Origin of the sequence: Chryseobacterium sp. JV274, from assembly GCF_903969135.1 — a bacterium.
In the GTDB taxonomy this organism is placed as follows: domain Bacteria; phylum Bacteroidota; class Bacteroidia; order Flavobacteriales; family Weeksellaceae; genus Chryseobacterium.
The window spans coordinates 2,720,298-2,741,281 of sequence record NZ_LR824569.1 but is presented as its reverse complement, the minus strand read 5'-3'; the positions used below and the strand labels follow the sequence as shown (position 1 = coordinate 2,741,281).

The window sequence follows — 20,984 nt, the reverse complement described above, 5'->3', positions numbered from 1 at the left end:
AGAAGAAGCATGAAGGAGCAGATTATATATGAAGACAACCATCTTCTGGTGATTAATAAAAAGGTGGGTCAGCTTGTACAGGGTGATAAAACCGGAGATGAATCACTATTAGAATCTATCAAGAATTTTATAAAAATAAGAGATGCTAAGCCGGGAAATGTTTTTCTCGGCTTGGTTCATCGTATAGACCGCCCAACTTCAGGGCTGGTGATCTATGCAAAAACTTCCAAAGCGCTTTCACGCCTTACACAGATGGTAAAAAATCGTGAGGTGAAAAAAACATATTGGGCGGTTGTAGGAAAAGAAATGATTCCACAAAGTCAAAGGCTGGTACATTATTTAAAGAAAAACGAAAAAAACAATAAAGCAATTGTTTTTCCGAAAGCTACCGAAGGGGCAAAAGAAGCGATTCTGACTTATAATGTTATCAAAACATTAGACAATTATTTGTTGTTGGAAATAGACCTTGAAACCGGAAGACATCACCAGATCAGGGCTCAGTTGTCTAAAACAGGGATTCCGATTAAAGGAGACCTGAAATATGGAGCACCACGTTCCAATCCGGACGGAGGAATTAATCTTCACGCAAGAAAGCTGGAGTTTATTCATCCTGTTACAAAGGAAAATATTGAAATCATAGCTCCCGTTCCGCAGAATGATGCGATCTGGAGAGCTTGTGAAGAATAGCAAGGGATCTAAAGCAATCAAAGAAAAAATATAAAAGTCCGTCTCAATTTTGAGGTGGACTTTTTCTTTGAGTTCATTTAAGATTTTGCCCATTCTAAAAAAATGTCTAACTTCGTCCCAAACTTTAGGGGTGTCTGTTACCAACAGACTGAGACTTTACCCTTTGAACCTGATCTGGATCATACCAGCGTAGGGAAAAGTAGATGACTTTTGCTGTACATTCTATTGTACAATAATGGCCATTCCTAAAGTATATTTAAAATTATTAGGAATGGAACTTATAATCAACCACACCCGAAAAACATTTGATGTACTTCCTGCAAACCTGGAAGCATTACTGGCTATTGAGCTGCCCGGAAAGAAAAAAGGCATCGCTGTAGCCCTCAACAATCGTATTATTCCCCTGTCGGCCTGGGCGGAAACCATCCTTAATAACAACGATTCAGTTTTAATCATTACTGCCACTCAGGGCGGTTAATTCTCATATTTAATACCAATATTTATGGCTCACTCCATTACATGTTCGCCATTTCCGAACTCAAAGAAAATCTATATTGAAGGAACAGTACACCCTATCAATGTAGCAATGCGTGAAATACAGCTTAGCCCAACCAAATTGACCAATGGCGGCTTTGAACATAATGCTCCGGTAACGATCTACGATACTTCAGGGCCTTATACCGATGAAAATGCGGTTATTGACATTCAGAAAGGACTTCCAAGAATCAGAGAACAATGGATTCTGGACAGAAATGATGTGAATATTCTGGACGGAATTACCTCTGAATACGGAAAAGCCCGTTTAGCTGATCCACGTCTTGATGAACTAAGGTTTTCCTATGATCATAAACCTAAAGTAGCACAAGAGGGAAAAGAATTGACCCAGCTTTACTATGCAAAACAAGGAATCATCACTCCGGAAATGGAATATGTGGCGATCAGAGAAAATCAAAGGATAGAACAGCTTGATTCCGTATTCAAAGAAATGGCTTTTCAACATCCCGGACACAGCTTTGGAGCAAATACTCCGAAAAGTAAGATCACTCCGGAGTTTGTAAGAGACGAAATTGCTGCCGGAAGAGCTATTATTCCAAATAATATTAACCATCCGGAAAGTGAACCGATGATTATCGGAAGAAACTTTCTGGTGAAGATTAATGCCAATATCGGAAACAGTGCCGTTTCATCCAGTATCGAAGAAGAAGTGGAAAAAGCGGTATGGGCCTGCCGATGGGGAGCAGATACCATTATGGATCTTTCAACCGGGAAAAATATTCACGAAACAAGAGAATGGATCATCAGAAACAGTCCGGTTCCCATTGGTACAGTTCCTATCTATCAGGCACTGGAAAAAGTAAAAGGCGTTCCGGAAGATCTGACATGGGAAATTTTCAGAGACACTCTGATTGAACAGGCAGAACAGGGAGTTTCCTACTTCACGATTCATGCAGGTGTTTTGTTGAGATATATTCATTTAACAGCAAAAAGAGTAACCGGAATTGTTTCCAGAGGTGGTTCTATTATGGCGAAATGGTGTTTATTCCATCATAAAGAAAGCTTCTTATACACTCATTTTGAGGAGATCTGTGAGATCATGAAGAAGTACGACGTTGCTTTCTCTCTTGGAGATGGTCTTCGCCCGGGATCTATTGCAGATGCCAATGATGCCGCTCAGTTTGCCGAACTGGAAACTTTAGGTGAACTGACAAAAATTGCATGGAAACACAACGTACAGGTAATGATTGAAGGACCTGGCCATGTTCCGATGCACATGATCAAAGAAAATATGGAAAAGCAGCTGGAAGAATGCCATGAAGCTCCGTTCTATACCTTAGGCCCTTTGACAACTGACATTGCGCCGGGCTATGATCACATCACTTCAGGAATCGGGGCGGCGATGATAGGATGGTTTGGATGTGCGATGCTTTGTTATGTAACACCGAAGGAGCATTTAGGACTTCCGAATAAAGAAGATGTAAAAGTTGGGGTGATTACCTATAAGCTGGCAGCTCATGCAGCAGACCTTGCAAAAGGTCATCCGGGAGCACAGTACAGAGACAATGCATTAAGTAAAGCAAGATTTGAATTCAGATGGGAAGATCAGTTCAACCTTTCTTTAGATCCTGAGACGGCGAGAGCTTATCATGATGAAACATTGCCGGCAGAAGGAGCGAAAATTGCCCATTTCTGTTCTATGTGCGGACCAAAATTCTGCTCAATGAAAATTACTCAGGAAATCCGTGAATCTGCAGAAAAAGGAATGCTGGATAAATCACAGGAATTCATTGAAAAAGGGAAAGAAATCTATATATGATCCTGGTAATCACTCCTGAATTGATGGTTCCGAACGAAACTGATGTGATTAATCAGCTATTTAAGGAAGGACTTGATCTGCTTCATATCCGTAAACCATGGATCAACAGAGATGAAATGATTGAATTGATCAGCCAAATTGATGAAGCGTTTCATTCACAGTTGGTGTTACATACACATTACGATCTGGGGAAGGAATATAATATTTCAAGATTTCATTTCAGAGAGATTGATCGAAAGGAAGAAACTTATAAACCTTTTGCAGAAGAAAATACCATTTCAACTTCAGTACATGATATCACAACCTATAATACTTTGGACAAAGAATGGGAATATGCTTTCATAAGCCCGTTCTTTCCAAGTATCTCCAAAAAAGGATATGGATTGGATTCTGCTATTAAAGATGAAATAAAACATAGGAACCATCCGGATGTAAAATTAATTGCTCTTGGAGGAATTGATCAGGATAATATTCAGGAAGTTTTCAAAACAGAAGCAGATGGAGCAGCTTTATTAGGTGCCATCTGGGAAAGTGAAGAACCTTTAAAAGTATTCAAAAAATGCAGGAACGCCCTTATGTCATGAGTGTTGCAGGCTTTGATCCAAGTGGTGGAGCAGGCTTGTTATCAGATAGTAAAACCTTTGAGCAATCGAAAGTGATGGGACTTGGAGTATGTACAGCGTTGACACTGCAAACAGCCTCCAAATGTCTTAGTCTTGAATGGCGTCCTGTAAAAGAAGTGACTGATGCTATTCAGGTACTGATGGAAAATTATCCGGTTTCAGCCGTGAAAGTCGGAATAGTGAAGGATGCAGAATTTCTGGGTGAAATTGTAAAAACGGTAAAGATTAGCAATCCTGAAGTAAAAATAGTTTGGGATCCCGTTCTGAAAAGCACTTCCGAATTCACTTTTTTTGATCTTAAAACACTTCCTCAATTAAAAACGGTTATTAATAAACTTTGTTTAATAACCCCTAATTATAATGAATACAGTGTTTTAAAGGAACACAATCTTTTACCAGATACAAATCAATGCTCATTGCTGATCAAAGGAGGGCATAGACAAGATCATTTAGGAACGGATATTTTAGTTGAAAACGGAAAAGAAACTCTTTTAGTTCCAGTCGAAGACCATCAAATATATTTTCCTAAACATGGTTCAGGCTGTGTTTTATCATCAGCAATTACAGCAGAACTCGCCAAAGACGAAAGCGTGGAAACAGCCTGTAAACAGGGGAAATTATACATTGAAAAATTTTTAAAAAGCAATTCCTCTTTATTGGGAACGCATTCATTATAAACATGGAAAAACTACAATACATATCACAGGGAAACACAATACAGGAACAGGAACTTCATATCCGTAAGGCTTTAGATAATGGGATCAAATGGCTGCAGGTAAGATGGAAAAATGCTCCTGAAAATGAATTAATCAATCTTTGTGAAATTTCAAAACAGCTTTGTTCAGAATATCAGTCGGTTTGTATCATCAATGACCATGTACAGCTGGCAAAAGAAATAGATGCAGATGGTGTTCATTTAGGTTTGAATGACCGGTCTATTGAAGAAGCCAGACATACTTTGGGAGAAAATAAAATTATTGGTGGAACGGCCAATACCCTTTCAGATGTCATCCAGAGAATTAATGAATCTTGTGATTATATAGGTTTAGGTCCATTGAGGTTTACTATAACCAAAGAAAAATTGAGTCCTGTTCTTGGGTTTGAAGGGTATCAGGAAATTGTCGATGGATTAAAAGAAAAATCAATCGACATTCCTAAAATATTTGCCATTGGAAGCGTTACCCTTGAAGATATTTTGCCGTTACAAGAGATTGGCATTTATGGTGTTGCCGTATCCGGACTTATTACCAAGCAGCCAACGATTATTAATGAACTAAAAAAAGTAATGATATGAACAATCAGAAATTAGAAATAGCAGGAAGAACTTTTGAATCAAGACTGTTTTTAGGAACAGGCAAGTTCGGAAGTCTGAAAGATATGGTACAATCTGTCATCGCATCAGAAACGGATATGGTGACCATGGCACTGAAAAGAATTGATGCACAATCCAGTGAAGATGATCTGCTTGACTCATTAAGAGAAACCAATGTTCATCTTCTGCCTAATACCTCCGGAGCCAGAACAGCTAAAGAAGCAGTATTAGCCGCACAATTAGCCAGAGAAGCACTGGAAACAAACTGGGTAAAACTGGAAATTCATCCGGATCCGAAATATTTACTGCCGGACCCCATTGAAACATTATATGCAACCGAAGAACTTGCCAGGCTGGGATTCATTGTGATGCCTTATATTCATGCCGATCCTGTTCTATGCAAACGTCTTGAAGATGCCGGAACAGCTGTGGTAATGCCTTTGGGAGCACCTATCGGAACAAATAAAGGATTAAGAACCCAGGACTTTCTGGAAATAATTATCAGCCAGAGTAATGTTCCTGTAGTGGTAGATGCTGGAATCGGTGCGCCATCAGATGCAGCAAAGGCCATGGAAATGGGAGCAGACGCCGTTTTGGTGAATACAGCCATTGCGGTTGCAAGAAATCCGCTTAATATGGCTGTCGCTTTTAAAGAAGGTGTGATTGCCGGAAGAAGAGCTTTTGAATCAGGATTGGGAGCCATTGCCAACCATGCTGAAGCCTCAAGTCCGCTTACTTCGTTTTTGTTTGAATAAATCAGGATTATGAAAAGCTTTAAAGATGTTTTTGAACGCTATCAATGGGAGGAGGTAAGGAGTAAGCTTGAAAAAGTAAACCTGTTTGATGTAAGATCCAGTCTTCAGAAAAAGAATAAAACCCTTGATGATTTCCTGAATCTTCTGTCACCGGTGGCTTCTCAGGAATTGGAACTGATGGCAGGAATGACACAGGCACTTACCCAAAAACGATTCGGAAAAACCATTCAGTTGTATGCTCCGCTCTATCTCAGTAATGAATGTCAGAATATCTGTACCTATTGTGGATTCAGTCTTGATAATAATCTGAAAAGAAAAACTCTTTCCGATACAGAACTGATGATTGAAGCATCAGTTCTGAAATCAATGGGTGTGAATCATGTACTGCTGGTAAGCGGTGAAGCCAATAAAATAGTGGGAGTTCCCTACTTTCAGAATGCTGTCCGAAAGTTAAAACCTCATTTTTCCAATATTTCCATTGAAGTTCAACCTTTAATGGAAGAAGAATATAAACTGCTTCATGAAGAAGGAGCACATTCCGTATTGGTATATCAGGAAACCTATCATCAGGATGTTTACAGAGAATATCATCCGAAAGGTAAAAAATCAAATTTCCATTTCCGTCTGGAAACTCCGGACAGAATAGGACGGGCGGGAATTCATAAAATTGGGCTAGGAGTTCTCCTTGGACTTGAAGATTGGAGGGTTGATAGTTTTTTCAACGCATTACATATCGATTATCTTCAAAAACAATATTGGAAAAGTAAGTTTTCGGTTTCATTCCCAAGACTCAGACCGGCAGAAGGAATTATTGAACCTAATTTTATTATGGAAGACAAAGATCTTCTTCAGCTCATTTGTGCCTACAGAATCTGGAATGAAGACCTTGAGATTTCCATTTCCACCAGAGAAAATGAGGTCTTTAGAAATAATATTGTATCTCTGGGAGCTACAGCCATGAGTGCAGGCTCAAAAACCAATCCCGGAGGGTATGCTGTTGATAAAGAATCTCTGGAGCAGTTTGAAACCAGTGACGAACGAAGCATGGATGAGATCAGAATTATGATTAAAAAAGCGGGCTACGATCCTGTGATGAAAGACTGGGATTCTGTGTATAATGGATTTTAAACTTTTAAAACCATTAAGAACTTTGAAGAGCTGAAGCTAAATTAAGAAAAATCGAAGATTTTAAGGCCATATCTTCTTAAAGCAAAGCTCAGCTTAATTTTCCTTAAAAACTTAAAGAATCTTAATGGTTCAATTATCATAAAGTATGAAAAAAGAAGATCATTTTTCGCGATACAGCCGGCAGATATTTATAGAAGAGATAGGACTGAAAGGACAAAAGAAACTCATGGCTTCAAAAGTCCTTGTCATAGGAGCGGGAGGTTTGGGAAGTCCCATTATTCAATATCTGGCCGCTGCAGGAGTGGGAACTTTAGGCGTTGCAGATTTTGATGAGGTTGAAATTCATAATCTGAACAGACAGATCATTCATACTGAAAACAGCGTAGGGTTATCCAAAGTGAAGAGCGCCGAAGCATTTGTAGAAAAGCTTAATCATCAGGTTACATTTACAGGAATCGAAGAGAAAATAAATAAAAATAATGCTGAAGACATCCTTTCTCAGTACGATGTAATTGTAGAGGGGTCAGACAATTTTTCCACAAGATATCTGGTGAATGATACCTGTATAAAATTGAAAAAAACTTTGGTCTACGGAAGTATTCTGGGATTCTCAGGACAGGTTGCCGTGTTCAATCATAATGGAAGTAAAAATCTGAGAGATCTATTTCCGGAACCTCCTTCTGATGAAGATATGCCGGATTGTGACAGTCTTGGTGTATTGGGAGCTCTTCCCGGAATAATAGGAAGTATGATGGCTCTTCAGACCTTAAAAATCATCACTGATCTTCCAATAATTGTCAATCAGTTGACATTGGTAGACACGCTGAACTGGAGATTTCAGACGATAGATTTCTGATGTAAATATAAACACTAATATCGCTAATATTTTCACCAATAACACTAATTCAATATCAATAGAAAGAGGCAGTAAAAATTATTACTGCCTCTTTTATTTATCTTAAGAATTATTGTGCCTGCTGCATTACGCCTCCATTATCTTCTTTTTTAGTCTGGTTCAGGATATTCGGATCCTCTTTCGCCAGTTTATTTCTTGTCGGAATTTTATAATTGATGGAAAATCCGAAATTTCTCGTGTCATACTTGCTGCTGATCATTACCGGAGTTCCTGATGGCGGATTAGAACGTACCTGCATCATCTGTCCGTTGAAAATATCATTCGCAAAAACTGAAAGCGTCAGACGGTTGTTCATAAACTTCTTCGTCAGCGTAATATCAAGAGAGTTGTTGAATGGTTTCTCTGCCGTGAAATAGAAATATCCTGCCTTTGGAGTCAGATAGCTGTAATTGGCTGTCATTTTGATGTCTTTAGGCAAAAGAATCTGAGTCATAATATTGAAAATCCAAAATCCTTTATTATTCAGATTGTCGATTTCATGTTTCTGGTAACCAGCATATAAGTACATGAAGTTAATTTTATCAGGATTAAAATCAAACTTCATGATTTCGCTCAAAGGCTTGCTGAAAATCATAAAAGGAACCGGTAATCCCACGTTGAAGTTATGAATTTTCATATTTGAAATATTCACCTGCTCGTTGTAGAGTTTTCTTCCGTCTTTTCGGATGATCTGTGCCACCTGATTGTTTGCTGAACTTACGCTATACCCGATAAATGCATAATCAAAAGCTGAAATTTTCAATTCATAATTATCAAAAATAGTAGGTTGTAGATTCGGGTTACCATTAACTTCCGTACTTGGTCCGGAGAACGTTACGTTATTCGGGTTCAGGGCAGAAATACTTGGTAAGCTGATTTTTCTGTTGTAATTCGCAGCAATATAAACCTGATTCATCATGTTATACTGTACACTCGCGTTCGGGAAAAATTTAAATTTATTGAAAGGAATCAAATTCGCTTCCACCAGTTTTGCATCTTTATCGAAATATCTTGTTACCCCCGAAATGTCATAGTTTTCCGCACGGGAACCCAATGTGAAGTCAAACTTTTTCAGTTTAGCCTGAAACTCCAAATAGGTAGAAGCAGTTTGTCTTTGATATTCAAGATTCGTCAAGCCAAAACTTTCCGTATCATAATCCTGTTTTTCATACAATCCTCCAAAGCTTACCTTTCCACCATCAAGAAGCTTGATAGGCTGGGCATAATCTACTTTAAAGTTGGCAATATTCATTACAGATTCATTGTTCAGAATATCTTTTAAGCCACTCATTGCACTGTTAATTGGAGGATTGGGAGCTGCAGCAAATATACCATCCTGAAAATAATTGTCCTGAGAGAATTTACTGTCTGATCTTGTGTAGCCAAACTGAAAGTCCAGTTTTTGAGATTTGTCAGCAAAACGTTTCTGATACGTTACAACAGCTTCCTGTCTCAAGCTATTGGTATGGGCCACATCAGAAGATGTATAAAAAGCTTCTCTTAAATCCTTTGGATTGTTCTGAAAAGGTAAATCTCCATGACCGTTACTTAAAGTATAATTGTCATTATTATTGTGGTAAATATCGTAGTTTAATAATAATCTGTCCTGTCCTAAATCAAAAGTCAATCCTGATTTTGCAAAATACCCACGTCCGTATCTGTCGGTATGACTTGTTAAAAGCTCATCCTGTTGGCCGTTCAGCATACTTTCACGGTAGTTTTGACCAACATTCAGCTGCCATCCGAAATATTTATTTCTGGCATTTAAATTAACGGAGTTGGTCGTTCTGCTTCTATACTTGTCATAATTTGTGAAAGAATAATTTCCGGAATACGTAGCAGTTAAATATTTATTGGCATTTTTGTTCGTGATGATATTCATGATTGCACCTCCGGATGTAGCCGGAAATTCAGCGCCGGGTTGAGTGATTACCTCAATTCTTTCTACAGAATTGGCAGGCATTCCTTCAAGAAAGGAGTTCAATTCATTGGATGTGATGTTCAGAGGTCTTCCGTTAAGATATACTTCCAGCATTTTTCCCTGGTACATCATTCCTGCGATGTCGGTAGATACCAGTCCAGGAAGCTTTTTTATTCCTTCCAATACGTTTCCGTTGTTCAGCTGAGGTTGCTCGGAAAAGTCAAAAATAGTACGGTCTGCCTTTTGTTCAACTGCTTTTTTAGTTTTGGTGATGACTACACCTTCAATCTGCTTTTCCTGAGGTTTGTTGTTTTTTTCCTGTGAAAAGACAAAAACAGAGCTTAATAAGGATAACGCGAAAATCGTTTTTTTCATAATGTTTTTACTGATATCCGGTTAGACGCTGAAAAAGATAATTTGTTACGCTAAAATGTTGAAAATCGAATTTTAGGTTAAATATTTTTTTATTTACGAAATAATTATATCTTTGCCGGGTAATTATCAAGAATCTCTAGATGGGATAGCAACCTGCAAAAACAAGCAAGGTGCTGCAATCGATAAGCCGGATCTTCCGGAAAAAATGTTTATCATTCTATCATTATCCCATCTTGAATTTTTGTTTTAAAGTTAAATTCAAATGTTTAAAGACAAGGGAAATCTCCTTACATCAGTTATCTTTTATTCTTCGGATCATGAAGTGAATCTTCATTATTCCCATATGTTTTCATGCCATTTCTATATGCGCATGTGTTGTTGCTTCTAGCCTTTTCTATTTCTAAAAAATAATACAAACATTTCGAACATTTATGTAACCTTAAAATTTAGGGATACGGGATTTGTATTGCTCAAAAAACAATTTTTAACAACAAAAAGTAAACAACAAATAACATGCATAATTTCAAGAAAAAAATATTTGTTCCTTCTATTGCGCTTATTTCTACATTTTATTACGCACAGACGGACACGTTACAATCTAAGAAAATAGAAGATGTAGTCATCCTTGGATCAAGAGGTTCCGGAAGATCATTGACAGATACACCTGTTCCGGTAGACATCATTAATATATCAAAAATTTTAAAACAGAGCCCGACTAATAGTATCAGCCAGGCCTTAAATTATATTGTACCCTCATTTTCATCCACTTCTCACACGGTTAACGATGGAACTGACTTTGTAGATCCTGCTCTTTTAAGAGGTTTAGGTCCGGATCAGGTTTTAGTTTTACTCAATGGAAAAAGAAGATACCAGTCTTCATTGATTAATGTTACCCTCACACCGGGAAGAGGATCTGTGGGAACCGATCTTAATGCTATTCCAGCTTTTGCTTTAGAAAAAATTGAGGTTTTAAGAGATGGAGCTTCTGCCCAATATGGTTCTGATGCCATTGCTGGAGTCGTTAACCTTGGATTGAAAAAAAGATTGGGGCTTTCCGGACAGGTGTTTTTAGGTGGATATGCTTCACCTGTTGCCAATAATTTCTCCGGAGGAGTGGATGGACAGACCATTTCTGTAGACCTTAATTATGGAGCTAAAATTGGACAGACCGGATTTTTTAACGTTACAGGTTCTGCCCAATACCGCGACCCTTATTCCAGAGCCGGAGTAAGAGAAGGAGATATTTTCAATGCCTATAATGCCATTAATTACAGAGCATTACAGGATGGAGTGAATATTGATGGGTTGTATAAAAATATTACCAATACTTCCAATACTCAGCAGATTATCAATACAATTAAACAATATGCAGGTAAGGTTGGATATTTTGCACCGGATTTTCAGTCTCAGATTTCGGGAGCAAATAGTATTTCGGACCTTCAAAAATTATTAGGTAAAGATTTTACCTCCCAGGAACTTAATTACAGAGGATTAGAGAGAAAAGATTTCAGTCTGAGAGCAGGACAGTCTAAGCTGCAATCCGGACAGCTCTTCTTTAATTCTGAAATTCCTGTTAATGAGGAATGGAAGGTTTACTCATTTGGAGGTTACAGCTACCGCCTTGGAAATGCCGGAGGATTTTACAGACTTCCTAATACTGAAAGAAACATCAATGCAGTGACTCCCAACGGATATCTTCCTCAGATTGAAGCAACCGTAAATGATTATTCTCTCGCTGCAGGAATTAAAGGGAAATGGAATGGCTGGAATGTGGACTTCAGTAATACATTCGGGAAAAACGTCTTCAGTTTTGGGGTGGTAAATACCTTTAATGCATCACTTACAGACAGTTCTCCAAGAACTTTTGATGCCGGAGGCTCTGAGTTTTCACAAAATACCATCAATCTTGACTTTTCCAAAAAATATGATGTCCTGAAAGGATTGAACATTGCATTTGGAGGTGAATACAGACACGAAAACTATAAAGTAAATGTTGGAAAAGAAAATTCTTATGCTTCTTATGATATTTATGGACGTGTGGTAACCGCTAAAACCCCTGAAAATGAAAAAGTAACCGATTTCTTTGGAAATATAAGACCGGCCGGAGCTCAGGTTTTTCCAGGGTTTAGTCCGGAAAATGCAGTCTCCGGAAACAGAAACAGTATTGCGGCTTATGCAGATGCAGAGCTGGAGGTTACTGACGGATGGCTGCTGGAAGGAGCTTTACGATATGAGAATTATTCAGACTTCGGATCTACATTCAATTATAAGCTGGCAACCAATGTAAAGCTGGCTCCCAATCTAAACTGGAGAGGTGCTGTTTCTACGGGGTTTAGAGCACCATCTTTAGCACAAATCTATTATAGTTCTACTTCTACACTGATTCAACAGGGAAAAACTACACAGGTAGGTACTTTCAGAAACAATTCTGAAGCAGCACAGGCATTGGGTATTCCAAAATTGAAACAGGAAACCTCACAATCCTACAGCACAGGAATTACATGGAAGATTCCGTCATTAAGCCTGACTTTCACAGCAGATGCTTATTTAATAAAGATTAAGGACAGAGTAGTATTGACAGATCTTTTTTTCCGCCCTAATGGTAATTTTACCCCAGGTTCGGATCAGGCAGTTCTTCAGGACGCTTTTGATCTTGCAAGGGCAAGTGCTGCCAATTTTTTTGCCAATGCGGTGGACTCTCAGACGAAAGGGCTGGATATTACCATTTCTCAGAATTCAAAAATCTCATCAGGGATTTCTTTGGAGAATAACTTCGGCCTTAATCTTAATCAGACCAAAAGAATCGGAGATATCCATGCGTCACCTAAATTAGTAAGCCAGATTGATAATTATTTCTCAGAACCGAACAGAGTATATTTTGAAGAAGCTGTACCACGTGTAAAAGCTACCTTATCCAATACGTTAAGAGTTTCCGGATTTACTTTCCTGCTGCGTAATTCTTTCTTCGGTAAAGTGACAGATGCCGATGTTTTAGATGCTAATTTTGACGGAGTAACAGGAAGTACAGAGCACTTCATTCTTAATAATCGTTTGATAACTGATTTATCTGTAGGATATGATTTTAATAAAAATATTTCAGCAACTATCGGGAGCAATAATATATTGAATATACTGCCTTCTAAAAGCCCGAATATAAATTCATTAACAGCTGATAACCAGTTTGTATATTCAAGACAGGTTTCTCAGTATGGTATTGGTGGAAGGTTCTTATTTGCAAGAATTGAATTCAGATTCTAATAAATAAAGCTTAGAAAATTTAATAAAAAAACAGAGAAGATATCTCTGTTTTTTTATATTCTATTACACCATAAAGAATGAATTATCTATTAGGGTGATTATTCTAATTTTATTTATTTCAGTGAATAAAATTCAATAAAATCATATTCGGCGGAAGAAGAGAAAAGCTGTCTTAGTACTGCTGCATGGCCATTTCCGGCTATCACAAGAATTCTGTCTTCACTGTTGTGAGGAATCTTCTGAATATTGCGGAACATTCTCAGATTTCTGCTGTACCAATACAAGGCAAGCATATCTGCTCCATCAAATTCTCTAAGTGTAAAATCTCCACTCAGGTAAGCTCCATATCCATACTGATGACTTTCTTTAGAATTCATGTAGGTAAATGTGTCTAAAAGTGATTTGAAATTTTTAGGTTCAGAACTCTTGAAGAAGCTGATAAACTGTTGGGAAATTGCATCATCACTTTTAAAATCATAATCTTTGCTGAGGTTATTAAAAAATGTAGAATCTGTTTTCCCAAATTTTGTCTGGAGATCATTCCAGATAGATTCTGCATCTATACTGAACAGTTCGTTGACTTTAAGTTCATTGGCGATGCGCATAGCAAGCTGATAGCGTTCGTCTCTTTCTTCTCTGTGTTTTCCCTCACCATACTCCTTCAGTTTTTGGTTTGCATTCCAGTTTGGCCAGGCTTCAATAGCAATCTTAGTAGGTTTAAATTTCTTGATATATTCTACAAGTTCAGTAACTTCCTTTGCAGTTTTAGGTGAAAGAACATCTATCTGATCTTCCTTATTGGTTGTATGAGCATCAAGATTAGGATAGTCAAAGTGGAAAGACCCTACAACAAGGACTTTGGTTTTTGGATTTTTGAAATAGTCCGAAGGCTTCTTTTGAGCAAAAAAGAATGTGGGAATGCATAGTAGAAGAATATAAATGAAGGTTTTCATAGGTTTATTTTTTTTGTTATTAAATTATTGAGCACGGTTTTTCTCTTCAAAATCCACCACTCTTTTATTAGATTTTACTTTCTGATTTCCAAAATTGTAAGTGATGCTGAGTGCCAGTCTTCTGGCATCCCAATAGTTGTTGAATGACTGTGTATTATCTGTGAAATACATATCTGCCTTAAAACCAGACTGCCTGAAAATATCACTCACCGAAAGGTTGACCTGAAGAGCCTTTTTCGCAAAACTCATCTTTACTCCTGCATCAATGCTTGCTCTGTTTTTTGCTGCAATATATCCGTCACGTGAAGGCAGATTCTGCCAGTAGTTGACAAACAGCATGAATGTTTTCGCCTTATTCAGCTGAAAAGTATTGTTGAGGGAATAATAAAATGACTGTCCGTTTTTAGGAATCAGATTGAATCTTGTAATCTGGGTCTCATTGTAACTGAACGAAGTTGAGATATTACTTTCCCAGATTTTGAAAAACGTATCTGTGTAATTGAAATTGATCCCGTACACGTTCTGATTATAATAATTTTCATAGGTACTGGTAAGGTCAATGCCGTTCAGGAATGAAATCTGGTCAAAATTATTCGTAGTTCTCTGGTAATAAAGATTCGCAGAAAATTTACTTTTAAAAATATAATTGAACTCAATATTATGATTAAAAGAGGGTTGCAGGCTTGGATTTCCGGAATAATATGTATTAGGATTGGAATACCATCGGAACGGATCTAAAGCCCGGAAATAAGGACGGTTGATTCTTCGGGAATAATTAATGCTGAACTGATTATTTTCATTGGCTTTATAAGATAAATAAGCTGTCGGGAAAAACTTTCCGTAATTATTCTCAGATTTTGACTGTGTAGTAAGGGAGAAACCGCTGGTTTGTGAATATTCATAACGGAGTCCTGCCTTTACAGACCATTTTTCACCAAAATCTTTACTGGCACTGATATAAGCTGCATAATTCTTTTCGTTATAATCAAAAAGATTGCTCTTTGCAGGATCTGTGATATAATTTCCATTGATGAAATTAAAATATCCAATATCCGAATTATTGGAAAACTGGCTGTATTTCGTACCGGTTTCTAACTGAATTTTTTTGAAATTTAAAGTTAAGTCAGCCTGTCCGGAATAGATCTTATAATCTACCGAAGAAAGATTTCTCACGACCTGTGTTGCGTTGCTGCTGACATTTCTTGTTGTAAAATTAACTTCCGTATCAGGTAAATTTCCATAATAATTGGCTCCGAAACTTAGCTTATGCTCTCCAAATTTCTGGTCAAAATACAGATTAAGCATTTGGGTTGTAAAAGGAGAACGATGCTTTGAATTCGTCTCTGTTTGTAAAGTAGGCGTACCATCTGTAAAGTAACTTTGTGTTGAAGTGATATCCATATTCGTATGCCCTTTTGTAATATCGTATACCAATCCGATATTGGAATTTTTAGAAAGCGAATAATCAAAATTGGCATTCAGACCGAGCCCGTCATTCATATCCCTTCTGTCATCCTTGCTGACAGAAGAACTTTGGCCAATAATATTATATTTTTCTACTGATCTTTTATCTCCGTCATAGCCCATTACTTTTACGGAGGCTTTTATTTTTTCATTCTGATAATTCACTCCTGCCACACTGCTGAAGCCGGCATATGTTTTTTGAGTATAACTGGTCGTCAGATAACCGTTCCATCCAAGATTCTGATTCTTTTTAAGGACAATATTAATGATTCCGCTATTTCCCTGTGCTTCATATTTGGCGGGTGGAGTGGTGATCACTTCTATTTTCAATATATTTTCAGAACGAAGATTTCTCAGATAATTAATCAGTTCAGATCCGGAAAGATTCAGCATCCTGTCATTCACCATCACAGAAACTCCGTTTTTTCCGGCAATAGAAAGAAGACCTTTATTTTCATCCACCTGTAATAAAGGAGTGCCGGCTAAGACCTCGGTTCCCGAACTTCCCTGTGAAAGCATAGAATTCTGAACATTATAAACCAGGCGGTCCACTTTACGCTCTACCAGAATTTTTTTGCCATTCATCGTTACTGCCTCAATTTTGTTGACGTTAGCAGTGTCTTTTGTTTGTGCTGTTGTGAAAGAACAAGCAAGGGCGGTTATAAATAAAAGATGCTTTTTCATAGGTTAGTAATGACAGATTAAATGATCTTTATGTTGAATTTCTCTGACAAAAGTATAGGAAGAGCCTTCCATTGGAAATAGCATTTAGATGAAGCCTGAGATTATACATGTCAAAATAGTTTCGTCGGAAAAAAACAGGTTTTTATCGAAAAGGGTTGATGAATTGTGGGGGTATAGAATTATATTTGAATATGAATAAAAAGCAAATTATCTGGCTTCAGATTTTTTATTGGAGTTTCAATTTTATAGGAAACAACATTACACCTTATTTCTTTTTTCCTGAGCGGAGAGGATTTGAATCATATGTGCTGAACTTTACTTATTTTATTACAGAAATCTCTACTTTTTATCTTTTGTATCTGGTTATTATTCCGAAAGTATTAAATCTGGAGAAACTTTATTCTGCCGTTTTAGTTTTTTTGATCTCTATTTTAAGCTTTGGTGTAATTCGGTATGGAATAGAAGAAGTGCTGCTTCCTATTACCCTTGGATTTAGAAATTATAATAAAGATACCGGACTTTTATATTATTTGACGGATAATATCTACAATGCATCATTGACTGTTTTCATTGCAGGAATCCTGTGGATCGTAGAGAAATATGGTGTTGCCGAAAATGACAAAAAGCAGCTTTTGATTGAAAAAAAACAGGCAGAACTTCAGGCGTTGAAAACCCAGATCAATCCTCATTTTATTTTTAATTCATTGAATAATATCTATTCTCTCGTATATCAAAAATCAGATAAAGCACTTCCTGCCATTGAGGAACTTGGCCAATTACTGAGGTACAGTACAAAAGATCTAGAAAAAGACTCGATTTCTCTGGATAAGGAAATTGGATATATTGACAGTTTAATTGCACTGGAAAAGCTTAGAATCAGAAATCCTGAACTGTTGAATATAGAAAAAGATATTCAGTATCCACAACTTAAAATTTCACCGATGCTGTTGGTTCCTTTTGTTGAGAATGCTTTCAAACATGGTGATTTTCGTGATAAAGGTTTTGAAATGAAAATCTCTGATCATGATAAGATTCTGCATTTTTATCTTTTAAATTTTAAAACACAGAAAATGAAAGATACCGTGTCTGGAATAGGTATTCAGAATGTGAAAAAAAGACTGGAAATCCTTTATCCTAAACATCAGCTTGAGATCAAAAATTCAGAAACGGAATTTATTGTAGATTTAAAAATTGATTTACGGCATGAATAAGATAAAATGTATTATCGTTGATGATGAGCCGCTGGCAATCTCTTTGCTGGAGCATTATGTAGAGAAAATTCCTTTTCTTGAACTGGTTTTCTCTACAGAGAATCCAATTCTGGCTTTAGAATATCTGCAGAAAAACGATTCGGATCTCATCTTTCTGGATATTCAGATGCCGGAGCTTACGGGAATCAATTTTATGAAGATTGTTGGACCTGATCAAAAGTATATTCTGACTACAGCGTATTCGGAATATGCGTTGGAAGGATATGAACATAACGTTGTGGATTATCTTCTGAAGCCTATCTCCTTTGAAAGGTTTCAAAAGAGTGTATTAAAAGCTCAGGAGCGGTTTTCTTTTCCACAGGAAGAAAGCACCCATTTCTTTGTGAAATCCTCCGGACAAAGGCATCGTATCGGCTTTCATGAGATTTTATACGTAGAAAGTATCAAGGACTACGTCAATATCCGGACAGAAAATGATGAGTTTATTGTTCTGGATACTCTTAAATCAATGGAAAGTCAGCTTTCTGAAAAATTTGTACGGATTCATAAATCTTTCATTGTCAATTTGGATAAAATCAAAAGTATTGGGGCAAAAAAAGTTGTTCTTCCTGAGTTTGAAATTCCTATCGGGGAAAGCTATAGAACAAATCTTCTGGATAGATTAAAGTAAGAAAATTGTAAGTTTTGGCTAAAGCCAGATGTATTTTATAATTTTAAAAGCGGACTAAAGTCCGCTCCTATTGAATTTATTGGCAGGAATTTTTGGTATGAAAATAAAAAAGACGACTTCAATTGAAGCCGCCTTTATATTAATTAATCTAACAATTAATTTTATTTTTCCTGTTGTTTGATTAGGTTCAGTGCAGAACCCGCTTTAAACCACTCAATCTGCTGATTGTTATAAGTATGGTTTGCCATGATGATATCTTTAGTTCCGTCAGCATGAACGAATTCTAAAGTCAACTGTTTTCCTGGAGCAAACTGGTCAAGATCTAAGAAGTTAACTGTATCATCTTCCTTGATTTTATCATAATCAGCTTCATTAGCGAAAGTGATTCCAAGCATACCTTGTTTTTTAAGGTTGGTTTCATGGATTCTCGCGAATGATTTTACCAATACAGCTTTCACACCAAGGTGTCTAGGTTCCATGGCAGCGTGTTCTCTTGAAGAACCTTCACCGTAGTTCTGGTCTCCTACAACGATTGTTGGAACGCCTGCCGCTTTGTAAGCTCTCTGTACAGCCGGAACCTCACCGTATTCACCGGTTATTTCATTTTTAACTTTATTGGTTTCCATGTTGTAAGCATTTACAGCTCCGATCAACATGTTGTTTGAGATATTATCTAAGTGACCTCTGTACTTCAACCATGGTCCGGCCATAGAAATGTGGTCAGTAGTACATTTTCCGAAAGCTTTGATCAATACCTTAGCTCCTTCAATGTTTTTACCATCCCAAGCCGGGAATTCTTCTAATAACTGAAGTCTGTCTGAAGTAGGACTTACATTCACAACAACACTGGAACCATCTTCAGATGGAGCCTGATATCCATTATCATCTACCGCAAATCCTTTTGAAGGAAGTTCATAGCCTTTAGGTTCGTCAAGTTTTACCTGCTCGCCTGCTTCGTTAGTTAAAGTATCTGTAATCGGGTTAAAATCTAGTCTGCCTGAGATCGCAACAGCAGCTACCATTTCAGGAGAGGCTACAAATGCATGGGTATTTGGGTTACCATCAGCTCTTTTGGCGAAGTTTCTGTTGAAAGAGTGAATAATAGAGTTTTTCTCTCCTTTTTCAGCACCTTCTCTGTCCCATTGTCCAATACATGGTCCACAAGCGTTGGTAAAGATTCTTGCGTTTTCAAATTTCCTGAAAGAATCTAAGAATCCGTCTCTTTCTGCTGTAAATTTTACCTGTTCAGAACCCGGGTTGATTCCTAAGATGGCTTTAGGTTTTACACCTTTTGATACGGCATCTTCTACAATGGAAGCAGCTCTTGATAAATCTTCATAAGAAGAGTTGGTACAAGAACCGATAAGTGCCCATTCAACTTCCAAAGGCCATCCGTTAGCTTCAGCTTTAGCTCTGAATTCTGCAACCGGAGTTGCCAGATCCGGAGTGAAAGGTCCGTTTAAGTGAGGCGTCAGTTCAGAAAGGTTGATTTCTATTAACTGGTCGAAATATTGTTCAGGGTTTGCATAAACTTCTGCATCTCCTGTTAAATGCTCAGCAATTTTATCCGCAGCATCCACTACATCCTGTCTTCCGGTAGCAGCAAGATATCTTCTCATAGAATCATCGTATCCGAAAGTAGAAGTTGTAGCCCCAATTTCAGCACCCATGTTACAGATTGTACCTTTACCTGTTGCAGAAAGAGATTCTGCCCCTTCACCGAAATATTCTACGATGCATCCGGTTCCTCCTTTTACGGTAAGGATTCCTGCTACTTTCAGAATAACATCTTTTGCAGAAGTCCATCCGCTCATTTTACCGGTTAATTTTACCCCGATAAGTTTAGGCATTTTAAGCTCCCAGGCCATTCCTGCCATTACGTCTACCGCATCAGCACCACCAACACCTATTGCTACCATTCCCAGTCCTCCTGCATTTACAGTGTGTGAATCTGTCCCAATCATCATCCCTCCAGGGAAGGCATAATTTTCCAGTACAACCTGGTGAATGATACCTGCTCCCGGTTTCCAGAATCCGATTCCGTATTTATCACATACAGAACTTAGAAAGTTGAATACCTCAGAGTTTTTGTTGATTCCTTCCTGTAAATCTTTATCAGCTCCTACTTTTGCCTGTATCAGGTGATCCGCGTGAGCTGTGGAAGGAACGGCAACTTTAGTTTTTCCTGCCTGCATGAACTGTAAAAGCGCCATCTGTGCAGTGGCATCCTGCATTGCTACTCTGTCTGGAGCGAAGTCTACATAAGAGTTTCCTCTTTCATAAGCCTGTGTAGCATTTCCTTCCCAAAGGTGGGTGTAAAGGATTTTTTCTGAAAGGGTAAGAGGTTTTCCTACGGTTTGTCTTGCTGCAGCAATTCTTTCCGGGTAACGCTCGTACACCTTTTTGATCATATCAATATCAAAAGTCATATCGTATTTTAGTTTTGTTCTTTTTCCGTTTAATGCTTCCTTTTCTACTGTCTGAAAAAGAAAAATCACTTTTTTATATATCAAAAAACGTTCCTATAATCCATAAACAGGGTTGTTTTTGATTCCAAAATCAATAGATTTTATAACTTTCAATTTAAGAAAAAATAGAATCTATTTTCCGGATTTTATCGAAAAAAAAACGTAACTATCTTAAAATAGAAACGTTCTAAACAAAAAATAGGAAGATTTTAAATCCCAAAGGACTAAAATCTTCCAATTATATAATTTTCAATAGTCTTACGACG

16 protein-coding genes and 2 riboswitches are annotated in these 20,984 nt (G+C 37.5%); of the genes, 12 read left to right on the top strand and 4 right to left on the bottom strand.

All coding sequences use genetic code 11. The annotated features are described in order from the left end of the window. Positions 1 to 9 precede the first annotated feature (9 nt). The 9 genes from CHRYMOREF3P_RS12650 (at position 10) to CHRYMOREF3P_RS12610 (ending at position 7,675) form a co-directional block, all read left to right on the top strand. Positions 10 to 687: an RluA family pseudouridine synthase gene (locus CHRYMOREF3P_RS12650; RefSeq protein WP_077419486.1), complete on the top strand. Its 678-nt coding sequence runs from the start codon at positions 10 to 12 to the stop codon at positions 685 to 687. A gap of 116 nt (positions 688 to 803) precedes the next feature. Next, positions 804 to 900, top strand: a riboswitch (TPP riboswitch). Between the two features lie 58 nt (positions 901 to 958). Then, positions 959 to 1,165, top strand: a complete 207-nt coding sequence (gene thiS / locus CHRYMOREF3P_RS12645; protein ID WP_077419579.1) for a sulfur carrier protein ThiS — start codon at positions 959 to 961, stop codon at positions 1,163 to 1,165. A 24-nt stretch (positions 1,166 to 1,189) separates the two neighbouring features. Beyond that, complete coding sequence (thiC, locus tag CHRYMOREF3P_RS12640; RefSeq protein ID WP_180564771.1) at positions 1,190 to 3,001, top strand: phosphomethylpyrimidine synthase ThiC; 1,812 nt, start codon at positions 1,190 to 1,192, stop codon at positions 2,999 to 3,001. Continuing rightward, positions 2,998 to 3,585, top strand: coding sequence for a thiamine phosphate synthase (locus tag CHRYMOREF3P_RS12635; protein WP_180564770.1), 588 nt, complete (start codon positions 2,998 to 3,000; stop codon positions 3,583 to 3,585). The genes thiC and CHRYMOREF3P_RS12635 overlap by 4 nt, the downstream gene beginning before the upstream one ends. Continuing rightward, on the top strand, positions 3,561 to 4,301 hold the full coding sequence (locus tag CHRYMOREF3P_RS12630; protein ID WP_180564769.1) for a hydroxymethylpyrimidine/phosphomethylpyrimidine kinase: 741 nt from the start codon (positions 3,561 to 3,563) through the stop codon (positions 4,299 to 4,301). Before CHRYMOREF3P_RS12635 ends, CHRYMOREF3P_RS12630 begins: the two co-directional genes overlap by 25 nt. A gap of 2 nt (positions 4,302 to 4,303) precedes the next feature. Beyond that, positions 4,304 to 4,918 carry a thiamine phosphate synthase gene (locus tag CHRYMOREF3P_RS12625; RefSeq protein WP_180564768.1) on the top strand — a complete coding sequence of 205 codons (615 nt, stop codon included), beginning with the start codon at positions 4,304 to 4,306 and terminating at the stop codon, positions 4,916 to 4,918. Then, a complete protein-coding gene (locus CHRYMOREF3P_RS12620; protein ID WP_180564767.1) occupies positions 4,915 to 5,691 on the top strand; it encodes a thiazole synthase in 777 nt (258 codons plus the stop codon). The genes CHRYMOREF3P_RS12625 and CHRYMOREF3P_RS12620 overlap by 4 nt, the downstream gene beginning before the upstream one ends. Positions 5,692 to 5,700: 9 nt before the next feature. Then, positions 5,701 to 6,819, top strand: a complete 1,119-nt coding sequence (thiH, locus tag CHRYMOREF3P_RS12615; protein WP_180564766.1) for a 2-iminoacetate synthase ThiH — start codon at positions 5,701 to 5,703, stop codon at positions 6,817 to 6,819. Positions 6,820 to 6,964: 145 nt separating this feature from the next. Then, positions 6,965 to 7,675 (top strand): HesA/MoeB/ThiF family protein, encoded by a 711-nt coding sequence (locus tag CHRYMOREF3P_RS12610; protein WP_077419493.1) that lies wholly within the window; start codon positions 6,965 to 6,967, stop codon positions 7,673 to 7,675. A 109-nt stretch (positions 7,676 to 7,784) separates the two neighbouring features. Here the strand turns inward: CHRYMOREF3P_RS12610 and CHRYMOREF3P_RS12605 are convergent, their stop codons facing one another. Continuing rightward, a complete protein-coding gene (locus CHRYMOREF3P_RS12605) occupies positions 7,785 to 10,010 on the bottom strand; it encodes an outer membrane beta-barrel family protein (protein ID WP_077419494.1) in 2,226 nt (741 codons plus the stop codon). 118 nt (positions 10,011 to 10,128) lie between these two features. Next, a riboswitch (SAM-I-IV-variant riboswitch) is annotated at positions 10,129 to 10,226 on the top strand. Positions 10,227 to 10,523: 297 nt separating this feature from the next. Here CHRYMOREF3P_RS12605 and CHRYMOREF3P_RS12600 point away from each other — a divergent pair. Beyond that, positions 10,524 to 13,268, top strand: coding sequence for a TonB-dependent receptor plug domain-containing protein (locus CHRYMOREF3P_RS12600; protein ID WP_077419495.1), 2,745 nt, complete (start codon positions 10,524 to 10,526; stop codon positions 13,266 to 13,268). A 113-nt stretch (positions 13,269 to 13,381) separates the two neighbouring features. On the opposite strand, the gene CHRYMOREF3P_RS12595 is transcribed toward CHRYMOREF3P_RS12600, so the two are convergent. Both CHRYMOREF3P_RS12595 and CHRYMOREF3P_RS12590 read right to left on the bottom strand, forming a co-directional pair. Next, on the bottom strand, positions 13,382 to 14,221 hold the full coding sequence (locus CHRYMOREF3P_RS12595; protein ID WP_180564765.1) for a DUF5694 domain-containing protein: 840 nt from the start codon (positions 14,219 to 14,221) through the stop codon (positions 13,382 to 13,384). A gap of 24 nt (positions 14,222 to 14,245) precedes the next feature. After that, positions 14,246 to 16,369, bottom strand: a complete 2,124-nt coding sequence (locus tag CHRYMOREF3P_RS12590; RefSeq protein ID WP_180564764.1) for an outer membrane beta-barrel family protein — start codon at positions 16,367 to 16,369, stop codon at positions 14,246 to 14,248. 191 nt (positions 16,370 to 16,560) lie between these two features. On the opposite strand from CHRYMOREF3P_RS12590, the gene CHRYMOREF3P_RS12585 reads away from it, so the two are divergent. Further along, positions 16,561 to 17,580, top strand: a complete 1,020-nt coding sequence (locus tag CHRYMOREF3P_RS12585) for a sensor histidine kinase (RefSeq protein ID WP_180564763.1) — start codon at positions 16,561 to 16,563, stop codon at positions 17,578 to 17,580. Continuing rightward, positions 17,573 to 18,250, top strand: a complete 678-nt coding sequence (locus tag CHRYMOREF3P_RS12580; protein WP_077419499.1) for a LytR/AlgR family response regulator transcription factor — start codon at positions 17,573 to 17,575, stop codon at positions 18,248 to 18,250. The genes CHRYMOREF3P_RS12585 and CHRYMOREF3P_RS12580 overlap by 8 nt, the downstream gene beginning before the upstream one ends. Positions 18,251 to 18,411: 161 nt before the next feature. Here the strand turns inward: CHRYMOREF3P_RS12580 and CHRYMOREF3P_RS12575 are convergent, their stop codons facing one another. Next, complete coding sequence (locus tag CHRYMOREF3P_RS12575; RefSeq protein ID WP_180565783.1) at positions 18,412 to 20,679, bottom strand: aconitate hydratase; 2,268 nt, start codon at positions 20,677 to 20,679, stop codon at positions 18,412 to 18,414. Between the last annotated feature and the right edge of the window lie 305 nt (positions 20,680 to 20,984).

Excerpts from the sequence above, each read along its gene's own strand:
- CHRYMOREF3P_RS12650 (WP_077419486.1), top strand. The coding sequence starts at position 10 with ATGAAGGAGCAGATTATATATGAAGACAACCATCTTCTGGTGATTAAT.
- thiS (WP_077419579.1), top strand. The coding sequence starts at position 959 with ATGGAACTTATAATCAACCACACCCGAAAAACATTTGATGTACTTCCT.
- thiC (WP_180564771.1), top strand. The coding sequence starts at position 1,190 with ATGGCTCACTCCATTACATGTTCGCCATTTCCGAACTCAAAGAAAATC.
- CHRYMOREF3P_RS12635 (WP_180564770.1), top strand. The coding sequence starts at position 2,998 with ATGATCCTGGTAATCACTCCTGAATTGATGGTTCCGAACGAAACTGAT.
- CHRYMOREF3P_RS12630 (WP_180564769.1), top strand. The coding sequence starts at position 3,561 with ATGCAGGAACGCCCTTATGTCATGAGTGTTGCAGGCTTTGATCCAAGT.
- CHRYMOREF3P_RS12625 (WP_180564768.1), top strand. The coding sequence starts at position 4,304 with ATGGAAAAACTACAATACATATCACAGGGAAACACAATACAGGAACAG.
- CHRYMOREF3P_RS12620 (WP_180564767.1), top strand. The coding sequence starts at position 4,915 with ATGAACAATCAGAAATTAGAAATAGCAGGAAGAACTTTTGAATCAAGA.
- thiH (WP_180564766.1), top strand. The coding sequence starts at position 5,701 with ATGAAAAGCTTTAAAGATGTTTTTGAACGCTATCAATGGGAGGAGGTA.
- CHRYMOREF3P_RS12610 (WP_077419493.1), top strand. The coding sequence starts at position 6,965 with ATGAAAAAAGAAGATCATTTTTCGCGATACAGCCGGCAGATATTTATA.
- CHRYMOREF3P_RS12605 (WP_077419494.1), bottom strand. The coding sequence starts at position 10,010 with ATGAAAAAAACGATTTTCGCGTTATCCTTATTAAGCTCTGTTTTTGTC.
- CHRYMOREF3P_RS12600 (WP_077419495.1), top strand. The coding sequence starts at position 10,524 with ATGCATAATTTCAAGAAAAAAATATTTGTTCCTTCTATTGCGCTTATT.
- CHRYMOREF3P_RS12595 (WP_180564765.1), bottom strand. The coding sequence starts at position 14,221 with ATGAAAACCTTCATTTATATTCTTCTACTATGCATTCCCACATTCTTT.
- CHRYMOREF3P_RS12590 (WP_180564764.1), bottom strand. The coding sequence starts at position 16,369 with ATGAAAAAGCATCTTTTATTTATAACCGCCCTTGCTTGTTCTTTCACA.
- CHRYMOREF3P_RS12585 (WP_180564763.1), top strand. The coding sequence starts at position 16,561 with ATGAATAAAAAGCAAATTATCTGGCTTCAGATTTTTTATTGGAGTTTC.
- CHRYMOREF3P_RS12580 (WP_077419499.1), top strand. The coding sequence starts at position 17,573 with ATGAATAAGATAAAATGTATTATCGTTGATGATGAGCCGCTGGCAATC.
- CHRYMOREF3P_RS12575 (WP_180565783.1), bottom strand. The coding sequence starts at position 20,679 with ATGACTTTTGATATTGATATGATCAAAAAGGTGTACGAGCGTTACCCG.